General features: G+C 68.9%; 11 protein-coding genes. 4 read left to right on the top strand and 7 right to left on the bottom strand.

The annotated features are described in order from the left end of the window. The first annotated feature begins 21 nt into the window (after positions 1 to 21). Positions 22 to 1008: a diacylglycerol/lipid kinase family protein gene (locus tag ASE16_RS00365; protein ID WP_055891335.1), complete on the top strand. Its 987-nt coding sequence runs from the start codon at positions 22 to 24 to the stop codon at positions 1006 to 1008. A gap of 32 nt (positions 1009 to 1040) precedes the next feature. Here the strand turns inward: ASE16_RS00365 and ASE16_RS00360 are convergent, their stop codons facing one another. Both ASE16_RS00360 and pheA read right to left on the bottom strand, forming a co-directional pair. After that, the gene (locus ASE16_RS00360) at positions 1041 to 1811 is read right to left on the bottom strand and encodes a hypothetical protein (RefSeq protein WP_055889127.1); all 771 of its coding nucleotides are present in this window, start codon (positions 1809 to 1811) and stop codon (positions 1041 to 1043) included. 46 nt (positions 1812 to 1857) lie between these two features. Beyond that, entirely contained in the window at positions 1858 to 2874 is a 1017-nt protein-coding gene (gene pheA / locus ASE16_RS00355; RefSeq protein ID WP_055889124.1) for a prephenate dehydratase, read from the bottom strand. A gap of 100 nt (positions 2875 to 2974) precedes the next feature. Between pheA and pgm the strand changes: the two genes are divergently transcribed. Next, positions 2975 to 4597, top strand: coding sequence for a phosphoglucomutase (alpha-D-glucose-1,6-bisphosphate-dependent) (gene pgm / locus ASE16_RS00350; protein ID WP_055889121.1), 1623 nt, complete (start codon positions 2975 to 2977; stop codon positions 4595 to 4597). Positions 4598 to 4652: 55 nt separating this feature from the next. On the opposite strand, the gene ASE16_RS00345 is transcribed toward pgm, so the two are convergent. The 5 genes from ASE16_RS00345 to ASE16_RS00325 form a co-directional block, all read right to left on the bottom strand. Next, positions 4653 to 6596: a sigma-70 family RNA polymerase sigma factor gene (locus tag ASE16_RS00345; protein ID WP_055889119.1), complete on the bottom strand. Its 1944-nt coding sequence runs from the start codon at positions 6594 to 6596 to the stop codon at positions 4653 to 4655. Between the two features lie 153 nt (positions 6597 to 6749). Then, positions 6750 to 7130: a hypothetical protein gene (locus tag ASE16_RS00340; RefSeq protein ID WP_157479954.1), complete on the bottom strand. Its 381-nt coding sequence runs from the start codon at positions 7128 to 7130 to the stop codon at positions 6750 to 6752. A gap of 2 nt (positions 7131 to 7132) precedes the next feature. Next, positions 7133 to 7351, bottom strand: a complete 219-nt coding sequence (locus ASE16_RS00335; protein WP_157479952.1) for a hypothetical protein — start codon at positions 7349 to 7351, stop codon at positions 7133 to 7135. Between the two features lie 111 nt (positions 7352 to 7462). Beyond that, positions 7463 to 8305, bottom strand: a complete 843-nt coding sequence (locus ASE16_RS00330; protein ID WP_235500115.1) for a M15 family metallopeptidase — start codon at positions 8303 to 8305, stop codon at positions 7463 to 7465. Between the two features lie 102 nt (positions 8306 to 8407). Beyond that, positions 8408 to 9268 (bottom strand): DUF1287 domain-containing protein, encoded by an 861-nt coding sequence (locus tag ASE16_RS00325; RefSeq protein WP_235500112.1) that lies wholly within the window; start codon positions 9266 to 9268, stop codon positions 8408 to 8410. A gap of 396 nt (positions 9269 to 9664) precedes the next feature. Here ASE16_RS00325 and ASE16_RS00320 point away from each other — a divergent pair, with 396 nt between their 5' ends. Together ASE16_RS00320 and ASE16_RS00315 are read left to right on the top strand one after the other, a co-directional pair. Further along, entirely contained in the window at positions 9665 to 11671 is a 2007-nt protein-coding gene (locus tag ASE16_RS00320; protein ID WP_235500104.1) for an MDR family MFS transporter, read from the top strand. 630 nt (positions 11672 to 12301) lie between these two features. Beyond that, a complete protein-coding gene (locus tag ASE16_RS00315; protein ID WP_055889105.1) occupies positions 12302 to 13627 on the top strand; it encodes an ABC transporter substrate-binding protein in 1326 nt (441 codons plus the stop codon). Positions 13628 to 13636: the final 9 nt, after the last annotated feature.

Here is a 13636-nt window from a genome sequence, read left to right as displayed (position 1 = left end):
GAAACAGGTAGCGTGAGCTTCGTGAACGATCGGGGAGCGGGGACCGCCGCGCAGGCTGCGGTCGTCTACAACCCCATCAAGGTGGACGTCGCCCGGCTGAAGTCGGCCGTCGCCGCCGCCGCTTCGGGCGCCGGCGTCCGCGACGTCCTCTGGCTCGAGACGACGGAGGCCGAGGGCGGCCAGCAGCAGACACGGGATGCGCTGGCAGCCGGAGCGACGCTCGTCCTGGCCGCGGGAGGCGACGGCACCGTGCGCGCCGTCGCGGAGGCGCTGCGCGACAGGGACGCCGACCTGGCGATCATCCCGTCCGGGACAGGCAACCTGCTTGCCCGCAACGTCGGCATCCCGTTCACGCGCCTGGAGGACGCCTGCGCTGTGGCGTTCGGGGGCGCCACGCGGCCGATCGACCTGGGGGTCGCATCCATCACGGCGAAGGACGGCGGAATCCACGAGCACGTGTTCCTCGTGATGGCGGGGCTCGGCATCGACGCGACGATGATCGCCAACACCCGCCCCCGGCTGAAACGCCGCCTCGGCTGGCTGGCATACGTGGATGCGGGCTTCCGCGCCCTCCCCAAGGCACAGAAGGTCCGCGTCGGGTACACGCTCGACGAGGGGACCACGCGCACGGCGAGAGTGAGCACGATCCTCGTCGCCAACTGCGGCAGCCTGCCTGGCAACATCGAACTCATCCCGGACGCAGCCGTCGACGACGGCGCCCTCGACATCGCGGTGCTGCAGCCGAAGTCGCTGTTCGGCTGGCTGCTGATCTGGCGCAAGGTCACCTGGGAGAACCGTGTTCTTCGCCGCAGCGCCGTCGGCCAGAAGATCATCCGCTTCACCGACCGCGCCATCCGCACGGAGCTGACCTATCTTCGCGGCGCGTCCGTGCGCCTGACCGTGGAGCGGCCTGAACCGTTCGAGCTGGACGGCGACGGGTTCGGCGACGTGGTCGCTGTCGGCCTCACCGTCGACCACCAGGCCCTCCGCGTCCGCGTGCCCGCCTGACCCGCCTCACCCGCCATCGAGTCCGGAGTTGTTCAGTCCTCCGGGCGGCGTGTCGCCGGATTTACTTCGGACTCGATTGCTGCGGGCGGGCGACGCGAGGACAGCAGCGTCAGCCCCAGCAGCACCATGAGAGTGGCGAGGCCGACCGTGATGAGGGGACCGGCGAGCATCCACCCCAGTTGGCTGAAGACGAGCCCGGACACGTCGGCACCGGACGTCGCGCTCGTATTCGTGTACGAGGTGAAGACCGACATCACATAGAGGACGATGCCGAGGGCTACCAGGCCGCCGCCGACCAGCCACAGAGTGAGCACAGCGCGATTGCGGCGCGGGGAGAAGTCGATCGTCTCGAGCATGCCGCCCCCGCGCACAGGGATCACCCCTGGCGTCGTGGGGCCGAACGCCGCGAGTTCGGCGTCGGCGCGCTCGCGTTCGACCTCCGTCTCCCAGGAGTCGGAGGCGACGACGGCACGGGATGTGGATGCCTCCGTGACCGAGGAGGCGGACGCTGCCGAGGTCGAGGGTGACGTCGCTGCCCTCGGCTGGGCGGGCGGCCAGGCCGGTGCGGGGTCGGCTGCTGTCGCCGTCGCAGCGGCGGCGCGCTCGACGGGGCGCTGGGCCGGCCGTTCGAACGGCGTCGGAGCCCGAGGAGCGACTGGCGCAGTCGCTCCCGCCGACGCATCACGCACCCTCGTGCGCGGCCGCTCGCCCGGCTTGGGCTGGTACCCCCGCTGGAACGCCGGGTCGTAGCGCGGGTCGAAGTCGCGCGCGGCGGTGTCCCGGTTCGCGTCGTCCACGGCCATCGTGTCTGCTCCTCGCTCGGAACTCACAACTCTTCTGGCTGGCAGCCTACCCCTCGGCCGGCGTGGCGTCCGTGGTCGTCGCAACGTCCGCGACCGGCGTCGTCAGCGACGCGAGCCAGTCGCGCGCCTCCGTGAACACCTCGTCGCGGTATCTGCGGTCGTAGTCGACCGAGACCTTGTCCGCGCGCGGGTACGAGCCGAGGAAGATGACGGCCGGGCTGAACCGGCGGAGGCCGAGCAGCGCATCCGCCACCCGTTCGTCGTGGATGTGGCCGTCCGCGTCGATCACGAACCGGTAGCGGCCGAGGGCGTCGCCGATCGGGCGGGACTCGATGAGGCTCAGGTTGATGCCCCTGGTGGAGAACTGCTCCAGCAGGTCGAGGAGGGAGCCTGGCCGGTCGTCCGGCAGTTCGGCGATGAGGCTGGTCTTGTCCGCCCCGGTCGGCGCGGGGACGCTCCGCTCCGTGCTGACGAGGACGAACCGGGTGACCGCGTTCGGGTTGTCGCCGATGTTCTCCGCGAGCACCGTGACGTCGTGGTGGTCGACGATGCCTGGCGGGGCGATGGCCGCGTCCGCCGTGCTGCCCTCGAACAGCGACGCGGCGGCCGCGACGTTGCTCGACGCCGGCAGGTGCCCGTGCGCCGGCAGGTGCTCATCCAGCCACAGGTGGCACTGGGCGTACGCCACGGGATGCGCGTTGATCGTCTTCACGTCGGCGAGCGTCGTGCCCGGCCTGGCCACCAGCACGAAGTTGACGGGAACGAGGTATTCGCCGACGATCCGCAGCCCGGGAACGGTGGCAAGCGCATCCTGAGCGACGGAGACACCGCCCTCGATGGAGTTCTCGATCGCGATCATCGCGGCGACGCTGCGGCCGGAGACCACGTCGGCGAGCGCTTCGCCGACGTTGTTGACCGAGCGCCAGTGCTTGCCGCGCGCCTCCGGCACCTGGGCGAGCGCCGCCTCGGTGAACGTGCCGGACGGCCCGAGGAAGCTGTAGACCTCGTCGACGGACGCTGGCAGTTCGGCGGTGGGCTCGGCGGGATCGACGGCGTCTGGCATGGCGATCAGCTTAGCCAACCCCTTTCTCCACGGAATGAAGTTCTCCACAACCTTGTGTTCCCCGCTGGCGCAACGCATCCCGAGTGGAAGGATGGGTGCCATGAACGAACGAGCTGGCACCCCCGCACAGGCCTCCGACCTGGTCGACGTCGATGCGCTCCGGCGCGCGTACTACGAGCTGAAGCCGGATGTGAGCATCCCGGAGCAGAGGGTGGTGTTCGGAACGTCCGGTCACCGCGGCAGTTCGTTGAACACGGCGTTCAACGAGAACCACATCGCCGCCACCACGCAGGCCATCGTGGAGTACCGCGCCTCCCAGGGCATCACGGGGCCGCTGTTCCTCGGTGCGGACACGCACGCGCTGAGCGAGTACGCGACGACCACGGCCCTCGCCGTGCTCGTCGGCAACGAGGTGCGCGTGCTGGTCGACGAGTTCGACGACTGGGTGCCGACGCCCGCGCTGTCGCACGCCATCCTGCGCTACAACAGGGCAGGGCACTCGGATCAGGCGGACGGCATCGTCGTCACCCCGAGCCACAACCCGCCGGCGGACGGCGGCTTCAAGTACAACCCGCCGCACGGCGGCCCTGCCGACACGGATGCGACGAGCTGGATCGCCAACCGCGCCAACGAGCTCATCGCCGACGAGCTGCGCGGCGTGCGCATGAGCGAGCCGAGCGCGGTGGAGACGTACGACTTCCGTGGAACGTATGTCGACGACCTCGAGAACATCATCGACGTGAAGGCGATCCGCGACAGCGGCATCCACATCGGCGCCGACCCGCTCGGCGGGGCGAGCGTCAACTACTGGGCGGCCATCGCAGAGCGCTACGACCTCGACCTCACGGTCGTGAACCCCACGGTGGACCCCACCTGGAGCTTCATGACCCTCGATTGGGACTCCAAGATCCGGATGGACCCGTCCAGTCCGTCCGCGATGGCGTCGGTGCTCGCGCACAAAGACGACTACGACATCCTCACCGGAAACGACGCAGACGCCGACAGGCACGGCATCGTCACGCCGGACGGCGGCCTGATGAACCCCAACCACTACCTCGCGGTGGCCATCGACTACCTCTACCGCACGCGCACGGAGTGGCGGAAGGACGCAGCGGTCGGCAAGACCCTCGTCTCCTCGTCGATCATCGACAAGGTGGCCGAGTCACTCGGACGTCGCCTGTGGGAGGTGCCGGTGGGCTTCAAGTGGTTCGTCCCCGGCCTGATCGACGGTTCGGTGGGCTTCGGAGGCGAGGAGAGCGCCGGCGCCAGTTTCCTCCGCTTCGACGGCTCGGTCTGGACGACAGACAAAGACGGCATCCTCCTCGCCCTGCTCGCCAGTGAGATCCGCGCTGTGACCGGCAAGACCCCGTCCCAGCTCTACGCGGAGCTCACCGACAAGTTCGGCGACCCCGTCTACGAGCGAGTGGATGCGCCGGCCAGCCCCGCCGAGAAGTCCGCCCTCTCCAAGCTCGACGGCGAAGCGATCACCGCCACCGAGCTCGCCGGCGAGCCGATCACCGCCAAGCTCAGCCGCGCCCCCGGCAACGACGCAGCCCTCGGCGGCGTCAAGGTCGAAACGGCGAAGGCCTGGTTCGCCGCTCGCCCGAGCGGCACCGAGAACGTCTACAAGATCTACGCCGAGTCCTTCGACGGCGCAGACAACCTGCGCGAGGTGCAGGAAGAGGCGAAGCGCATCGTGTCAGAGGCGCTGGCGGGAGCGTAGCGGGCGGGCGCGGTCAACCCCAGCGCTCGCCGCGCGGCGTCGAGACGACCGAGCCTCAGTGACCGTTCAGCGACGCCGAGGCGATCGGGCCCTCGCGATCGTCGCCCGCGTAGCGGACCTGCACGGTCCAGGTTCCGATCCCTGTCCACCAAGGGAGGCTGCTCTCCCAGCGGCCGCTGCCGTCGAGGGCGAGCGTGGACCATGAGCCGGAGGTTGTGAGGCGTCCTTCGACCCGGGCCCGTGGCACACCGGTGATCGTGAGGCTGGTTCCGTCTCCCCTGCCGTCGAGAGTGAGCGCGGGCGCGTCCAGAGCGACTGTCACGGATGCGGCTGGTGAGAGACGCCCCTGGGCGTCCGTCTGGGTGACGGAGAGCGCGCTCGTTCCGGTGGCGAGGTCACTGATCGGCGGCGATGTCCACGCACCGCCGGCGTCCGCCGTGACCGCGACCGTGCCTGCGGATGCGGTGATCGTCACCGTCGCGCCCGGCGCGGCGGTGCCGGACAGGATCGGGAAGTAGCGGCCGCCCGCCGTGTCCACGGTCGTCACGACCGGAGCAGGGGCCGTCGGCGTCGGCGTGGACGTCGGCGTCGGCGTCGGCGTCGAAGTCGGTTTCGGTGTGGGCGTCGGCTTCGGGGTGGCCGTCGGCTTCGGGGTGGTCGTCGGCTTCGGGGTGGCCGTCGGCGCCTTCTGGCTGGAGGTCGACGGCGCGGGTTGCGAACCGTCAGAGGCCGACTGGTCGGCCGGTGCCGGATCCTCGGGCACCGGAACCGTGGGCACGGGCGTCGGCGAGGCGGTCGGCGGAGCGCTCGGCGACGCGACGGGCTTCACCGCAGGCGGCGACACGGGCGACGACGAATGTGCGGACGTATTCGCTGCGACCGGCGCCTCCGCCGGAGCGTGAGAGACGGCGGCGAAAACAGCGACTCCTGCCACGACGATGGCGCCGACGACGAGGCCGGCGCCGACCAGGACGGCCGTGCCCGTCGCTGCGCCGGAGGTGCTACCGGCTGCGCCCACCCCCGCCACACCACTCGTTGCACCGCCGCTCGCAGCGCTCCCGCTCGCAGCGCTCCCGCTCGAAGCACTCCCGCTCGCAACACTCCCGCCCGCAACACCTCCCGGCGCCCCGGCACCCCCGCCGAGCATCCCGACCCCACCCAGCGTCGCCGCCGACGCCGCGCCGCCCGCGCCGCTCGTCGACAGCCACGCCGTGTACGCCACCGCGCCGCCGATGCCCGCGACAAGCGGCAGCAGGGCGAGTCCCACCTGACGGTTGGCCTCTCCCGCGTCCCTGGCCGCCATCGTGCAGTCCGCGCATCCGTCGAGGTGGCGTTCGATGCGGGCGCTGGTGCGCTTGGCGGTCTTGCCGCGGAGGTGGGCGCCCAGGTGGTCGATCGTCCACTTGCACTCCGAGTCGGCAGGGACCGACGCCAGATGAGCCTGGATCCACGCCTGCCGGAGACCTTCGCGCGCCCGGTATGCGAGGGCGGCAGCCGAGTTGGCGCTGATGCCGAGCAGCGGCGCGAGTTCGCGCGGGGCGAGCCCTTCCACCTCCGTGTACCAGAGCACTTCCTGCCACTCCGCGGAGAGGGTGCGGAACGCCGTCATCGCCAGCGAACCGTCGAGGGCGGCGAGTTGTGCGTCCTCGCTGAAGCGGGGGTCCTCGATGAGGTCGGCGTCGTCGACGGGAATCTCGCGGCGTGCCCTCCCCCAGCCGGCAGCGGTGTTCCTGATGGTGGTGAACAGGTAGGGCCGGAAGGCGGCCGTCGGCCCTCCGCCGGACTCGATCGCCTTGAAGATGCGGGCGAACGCCTCGGAGACCAGGTCGTCGGCGTCGAGGGACGGGCTGTGCGAGCGCGCAACGGCCAGCCCCGCCGACGCGTGGCGACGCCACAGTTCGCCGTACGCGTCGCGGTCGCCGGTGCGTGTCAGCTCAACGAGCTCTCCGTCTGAACGGCCTGCGACGTCTCGTCGCGCGCCGAAGAGCGCTCTCGCCATGTGTGTCAACCTCCGGGTACAGGTGGTGCAGCGGACCGCGCCCCTTCGGGAGGGCGAACGGTCCCAACGGAGGAGAGACGATCACATCACGCGATCATGATGCGGTCTCGGCGAATTCCCAGGGACCAACTCCCGGGATGCGCTCCGCCGCCCCTACTGCCCGCTCTCCTTGCGCACCAGCTCGTCCAGCGCCGCGAACGCCCTCGCCACTCCCGCGCATCGCTGCACGTCGCCCGACATGGCGAGTTCCGCGGCGATCAGCGAGACCCTGCTGCGCGCATCCACCAGCCCGCGCAGGTAGGCGTCACGCTCTGCCGCGGTCCGCACGTCGTCGACGAGCTCCCCGCTGCGAGCCGCGCCGGCGAGCCTGCACTCGATCGCGGGCACCAGCACGCTCAGGTCGCGCAACGACTCGGAGAGCAGCACGATGCTGTCGCAGTCGTCGACGTATCCGCCCGCCAGTCCGACGAGCACATTGCCGTCGCGAGACCAACGGACCAGTTCTCCGACAAGCGGATGATCGAGCGCGGGCACGGTCACACCGTCGCGCTGGTGAGCGCGGCCATCAGGCCCAGGAGGGCGACGACGGCGACAGCCACTCCTGCGCCGACGACGATGGATGCGCGCCAGCGCTCGACAGCGGACGCGGACGCCGGCTCGGCCGCCTCGGTGCGCGCGCTGTCGAGTTCGGCTCTGAGTTCGGCGAGCGTCTTGCGCTGCTGGCCCAGCACGTACGGAGCATCGCCGTCCGGCATGATCATCGGGTACCTTCATCGCTCGGGGGTCGTCCAGCAGCCACCGGCCGCCGTCATCCGAAGAGACGCGGAATCGTCGCGCCGATGACGCGACATCGCGAAGAAATGCCGTTACGGTCCGTAGGTCGTGCCGCCTGGCACTCCGAAGAACTCCTCCAGCGTGGTCACGCCGGTCGTGTGCAGCTGGGTGGCGAGGGGCACGCCGATGTAGCGGAAGTGCCACGGTTCGAAGGTGAATCCGGTCACCGGCACCTTGTCGGCCGGGTAGCGCAGCAGGAAGCCGAAACGCCACGCGTTCGCGGCGAGCCACTCCCCCTGCGGCGTCTGCGCGAAGCACGCGGCGAGGGAGCATTTCGCCGGGACGGCACTGATGTCCACCGCCAGGCCGGTCTGGTGCTCGCTGTGCCCAGGCCGGGCCGTATCGGTGTCGGCGAACGCCTGACCGTTTCTCGCGACGTCGTCGTTGTACACCCGCACCTGCGAGTCATAGGAACGGTATGCGCTTTGCACGGAGAAATCGAGACCGGCCTCCGCCTTGCCCGCGGCGAACATGGCCACCAGCGCCGTCGCAACCTCCTGCCGCATCGGCTGGCGGTTCACGTAGCGCACCTCGGGGTACACCAGGTCCGCAGGCACGTACTCCTGCGGTTTCAGAGCGCGAGCCTTGTTGGCGACGACCCAGGTGCTCGCCGGGTCGTCGATCGACTGCGCGGTCTTATCGAAGCCGACGACCAGCGGAGGCGGCGTCACCGTCGGCATCGGGCGTGACGGCGTCGGAGACTGCGCCTGACGCGGCGGCTTCGTGTGCGGAGCCCCGGAGCGACGTGGATGCTCGGCCGCCGTTGCCCCGCCCGTCGCGCATCCGCTGAGGGTGGCGACGACGATGAGCGCGCCGCCGAGCAGCGCGGCAGCGGTCGCACGCGCTCTGCGTGTCCGAAGGTCCCCCAGTTTCACGCGCTGAGCCTAACCCGTCGCCGGGTCGAAGAACCGGCACGAACGGCCGAATCGCAGCACCTGCCCAGCACCTGTGCAGGTGCGGCGGAGCAGCGGTGCCGCCTACTTGGAGAGGCTCCAGAAGTGACCGATTGCGCCCGGGTGCTCGACCGTGATCGTGTTGTCGAGGTCGCGGTAGTCGGTGTCCTCGTTGTGGCCGACCATCTTGATCACGATCTTGCCGTCGACGTGCTCGACCGCTGAGACGATCTGAACGTGGTCGAGGGAGTCGTTGTCGTTCCAGTCGAACATCACGATATCGCCCACCTTGATGTTCTGGCGCTGGTCGAGCGGGTACTCCGTGAGGCCGAGGGAGGCGGCGTTCGCCTGGAAGTACGCATCCATCGCCGGCACGTAGCCCCAGGCCGGGCTCCAGTCGGCCGCGGCGTTCTTGTTGTACCAGTCGTCGTTCATCTGCCAGCCGCGAGCGATCAGAGTCTGGCTGACGAAGTTGGCGCAGTCGCCGCCGACCGGGTTGAGGTCGCCCCACTCGGCGGTGTTGTAGTTCTTCCAGTAGGTCATCGCGTACGCCAGCTGCTTGTCGACCGGCGTGGCCACCTGGTAGTCGTACGCCTTGTCGCTGGATGCGATGGCCTTGCCGTCCTTGCCGGTGAGCGCCACATCCACTGCCCCGGCCTGGAAGTTGGCCGCGGGAGGAACGACGGCGACGACCTTGCTGTCACTGGTGTGCGTGACGGTGGCCTGCTGGCCGCCGATCTGGACGCTCTTCACGTCGTCGAGGTTGCTGCCGGAGATGGTGACCGTGCCGGAGCCGGAGACGCTGCCTGCGGCCGGCTTGATGGTCGAGATGCTCGTGTCCTGCGTGGTCGGGGACGCGGCTCCCGCGACGGCCTTGGTGACCGGCGACGGCTCTCCGGCGCATCCGGTGAGGACGAGCGCGGTGGCTGCGGCGAAGCCCGCCACAGTAAGGAGGCGGCGGGAGGCGGAAGAACGGGACTGGCGGCGCATGGGACCTTCAGATCGATGGGGGCGTCGGATTCGGGTCTTTATTCACCGTACGCCTCATTCTTAGGCGTGACCTGTGCGGGGGCCAGGTGTCCGCCGAATTCGGTCCATACATCCGCATGAACTGGCGGATGGGCCGCTCGCGTTCGCCCGTGGCGAACGTTTACAGATGACAAGTACTTCACGTTGCTGAAACACTCGCACTGGGTGTAACTTTGCACTCTCCGCAAATTTCTTTTTGTGCCCCACACCGGTGTGACTCCCGTGGCTCGGGCGTCCCCATTCAGACTCTCGACTCGGAGATTCATGTCAAGCCAAGCATCCGCGGCCCCGGCCGCACCGAGGAACGCGATCATGACGCACCGTCAGATCCTGTTCGTCATTTTCGGCCTCATGGCCGGAATGTTCCTGTCAGCACTCGACCAGACCGTCGTCGGAACCGCCATCCGCACGATCGGTGACGACCTGCACGGCCTCAGCCAGCAGGCCTGGGTCACCACGGCCTACCTGATCGTCTCGACGATCGCCACACCGATCTACGGCAAGCTCTCCGACATCTTCGGTCGGCGCCCGCTGTTCATCCTCGCCATCGTGATCTTCGTCGTCGGCTCGTTCGCCGCGTCGTTCTCCACCTCGATGATCGAGCTCGCGGTGTTCCGCGCCATCCAGGGCCTCGGCGCCGGTGGCCTGATGTCGATGCCGCTCGCGATCATGGGCGACATGCTCGCCCCGCGCGAGCGCGCCAAGTACCAGGGCTACTTCCTCGCCGTCTTCGGTATCTCCAGCCTCATCGGCCCGCTGGTCGGTGGCCTGTTCGCCGGTGCGAATCAGATCCTCTGGATCGCCGGATGGCGCTGGGTGTTCCTCATCAACGTGCCGATCGGCGTCGTCGCGCTCATCATCGTGCTGCGGTTCCTGCACCTGCCCAAGCGCGAACGCGGCTCCGCCCGCATCGACTGGTGGGGCGCGACCGCTGTCGTCGTCGCGCTCGTCCCGCTGCTGCTCGTGGCGGAAGAGGGCCGTGACTGGGGCTGGGGCAGCGCAGGCGCCATCGCCTGCTACGTGATCGGCGCCATCGGCATCCTGGCCTTCATCTTCATCGAGATGGCCATGAAGGACGACGCGCTCATCCCGCTCAAGCTGTTCCGTTCCTCCACGTTCTCGATGGCCACCATCATCGGTGTGTTCGTCGGTTTCGGGATGTTCGGCGCCATGCTGACCCTGCCGCTCTACCTGCAGCTCGTGCTCGGCGCGACGCCGACGGAGTCCGGCCTGCAGATGCTCCCGATGATCCTCGGTCTGATGATCTCCTCGATCGCGTCCGGCCAGATCATCTCGCGCACCGGGCACTACCGGCAGTTCCCGATCATCGGTACAGCGCTGCTGTCCGGCGGCTTCTTCTACCTGACGTTCCTCAAGTTCGACAGCTCGTACTGGTTCATCGCCGGCGCCATGCTGCTCATCGGCCTCGGCCTCGGCCAGCTCATGCAGACGCTGACCATCGCCAGCCAGAACTCGGTCGGCCTGAAGGACATGGGCGTGGCGACCAGTGCATCCACGTTCTTCCGTCAGATCGGTGGAACGCTGGGCACGGCCGTGCTGCTGTCGCTGCTGTTCACGGTGATGCCAGGCAACATCCAGACGTCGCTGACCGACAAGCCCACCCTGACGAACGCTCTGGATGCGGCCCTCACCCCTTCGGTGGCGAGCGCCCCGGAGAACAAGCAGATCATGGACACGATCTACAACAAGATCGTGACCCCGCTCGAGGCGAACGCACAGAAGGCCGCACACGATGCGGGCGTCGCGCAGCTCGTCGCCACGGGCGTTCCTGCCGATGTCGCCGCCGCTCAGGTTCCAGCTGCCCCGATCGACTTCTCGAACGCCGACCAGCGCTCGCAGGTGGTCGACAAGGCGGTGCCGACCCTGCAGACCGAGCTGAAGAAGTCGGGCGCGACGGGCAGCGCCAGCCTCGACGACACGTCGTTCCTGAACGGCGCTGACAAGCGGCTCGCGAAGCCGTTCCTCGTCGGATTCAACCAGTCGGCCATCGAGGTCTACTGGGTGGCGCTCATCGTGGTCCTGATCGCGTTCGTGCTCACCTGGTTCTTCAAGACGCCGCCGCTGCGGGCCAAGTCGGCCCTGCAGGAGGCAGCGGACAACGCGGCGGACGCCGCAGACGCCAAGGCGGACCGCGAGCGCGTGCTCGCTGGAACCGCGGCGTCGGAGGCGGACGAGGAGCTCGACACGGGCATCCTCGCCCACCGCGCGGCCGACGACTTCGGCGCACTGATCGAGCCGGGAGCCGATACGGCCTCCCTGCGCGCCCAGCGCCCGAAGACGAACCCGGCCACGGACTAGGCAACGCAGGTCTCGCGTTAGCAGCGGCCGTCGCCCTTCGGGGCGGCGGCCGCTCTGCGTTGCGGCGGCGGTGTGGCCACTGCGGGCCACGGCGCCCCGCCGCCACGGCCCGCTCGCGTCGCGCTCCGTTCGGACGGAGAACCGGCACGCCACGCCGTCGAGAACTCCGTTCGGACGGATATTCGGCCGCCTCGCCGCTGCGGACTCCGTCCGGAAGGAGACCTGGGGCGACACGCCGCTGCGAACTCCGTTCGGACGGAGATTCGGCCGCCACACGCCCGGGAACTCCGTCCGGACGGAGGGCGCGTTTGGGGGGACTCGGCGCGGCCGCTGGTAACGATTCGGTCACGACGCGGCCGCTCCGATCGCCGGCGCGAAGCGCTGCGGGGGCCACGCCCGCGCATCCGGAGCCCGCGGAATTGTTGGGCGAGACGCGGAATGCGCGCGCGAACGACCACCGCGAGTTCACTTCCGCGGAACCGCGCGGATGAGAGCGCGACCACGGTTCCGCTTGACAGCGGCCGCAATGCTTGCATATTCTCTGTGGCAACCCGTGAGAGCGCTCTCACGACACCAGGTGAGAGCGCTCTCATCGGCACCACACCAGACCACGCACACAAGGGAGTGACCGTGAAGTTCTCACGACGCACCAAGGTTGTCGCCGCCGTTGCCGGCGCAGCATCCTTCGCCCTCCTCGCCGCAGGATGTTCATCCAGCGGTGGAGACGGCGGCAGCAGCTCGAACCCGATCACGCTGACCGTCACCACGTTCGGCACGATGGGATTCGACAAGCTCTACTCGCAGTACGAGAAGGAGCACCCGAACATCAAGATCAAGGCGACCAACATCGACACCGGTGACAACGCCCTGACCGACTGGCAGACCAAGGAGGCGGCCGGAAGCGGTCTCCCCGACGTCCAGGCCGTCGAAGAAGGCTGGCTCAGCAAGGTCATGCAGGTCTCCACGGACTTCAACGATCTGAAGGACTACGGAGCCGACAAGATCAAGGACCGCTGGGTCGACTGGAAGCTCAAGCAGGCCACCGACAAGGACGGCCGCATCATCGGCTACGGCACCGACATCGGCCCGGAGGGCCTCTGCTACAACAGCAAGCTGTTCGCCGCGGCCGGGCTGCCGAGCGACCGCGACTCCGTCGCCAAGCTGTTCGGCGGGGACGACGCCACCTGGGCGGACTACTTCAAGGTCGGCCAGCAGTACAAGGCCGCAACCGGCAAGGCGTTCTACGACCAGTCCGGCTTCCTCTGGAACGCCATGGTGAACCAGCAGCCGGAGGGCTACTACACCAAGGACGGCAAGCTCAACATCGAGGACAACTCCACGCTCAAGGGCCTGTGGAGCCAGCTCGCCGGCGGCGCAGCAGCCGGTCTCTCCTCCAACCAGACCCAGTGGGACTGGGGCAAGGGCAAGGCGTTCACCGACGGCTCGTTCGCCACGTTCGTCTGCCCCGGCTGGATGCTCGGTGTCGTGCAGGGACAGGTCAAGGCCGGAGGCGGCGACGCATCCACCGGGTGGGACTTCGCCAACGTCTTCCCCGGCGGCGCAGCCAACTGGGGCGGATCGTTCCTGACGGTCCCGAAGCAGTCGAAGCACCCGAAGGAGGCCGCTGACCTCGCTGCCTGGCTGACCACGGCCAAGACGCAGGTCGCCACCTTCCAGGCGGCGGGCACCTTCCCGTCCGTGACCGCTGCGCAGTCCGACCCCGGCGTGACCGGTGAGAGCGACCTGACGAAGTTCTTCAACAACGCACCCGTCGGCCAGATCCTCGCCGAGCGCGCGAAGGGCGTCGTCGCCCAGTACAAGGGACCGGACGACTCGGTCATCCAGTCCCAGGTCTTCGGCCCGTCCGTGCAGGAGCTCGACTCCGGCAAGGCCAACGGCGACCAGGCCTGGGCCAACGCGATGACGCTGCTCAACCAGCTCGTCGTCAACAAGTAACCACCAGCA

Source organism: Leifsonia sp. Root227 (genome assembly GCF_001428745.1).
Classification (GTDB): domain Bacteria; phylum Actinomycetota; class Actinomycetes; order Actinomycetales; family Microbacteriaceae; genus Leifsonia.
Note: the sequence above shows the minus strand (reverse complement) of the source record. Positions and strands in the feature narration are given on the sequence as shown.

Coding starts and splice junctions, on each gene's coding strand:
- ASE16_RS00320 (WP_235500104.1), top strand. CDS start 9,665: ATGACGCACCGTCAGATCCTGTTCGTCATTTTCGGCCTCATGGCCGGA.
- ASE16_RS00345 (WP_055889119.1), bottom strand. CDS start 6,596: ATGGCGAGAGCGCTCTTCGGCGCGCGACGAGACGTCGCAGGCCGTTCA.
- ASE16_RS00360 (WP_055889127.1), bottom strand. CDS start 1,811: ATGGCCGTGGACGACGCGAACCGGGACACCGCCGCGCGCGACTTCGAC.
- ASE16_RS00335 (WP_157479952.1), bottom strand. CDS start 7,351: ATGCCGGACGGCGATGCTCCGTACGTGCTGGGCCAGCAGCGCAAGACG.
- pgm (WP_055889121.1), top strand. CDS start 2,975: ATGAACGAACGAGCTGGCACCCCCGCACAGGCCTCCGACCTGGTCGAC.
- pheA (WP_055889124.1), bottom strand. CDS start 2,874: ATGCCAGACGCCGTCGATCCCGCCGAGCCCACCGCCGAACTGCCAGCG.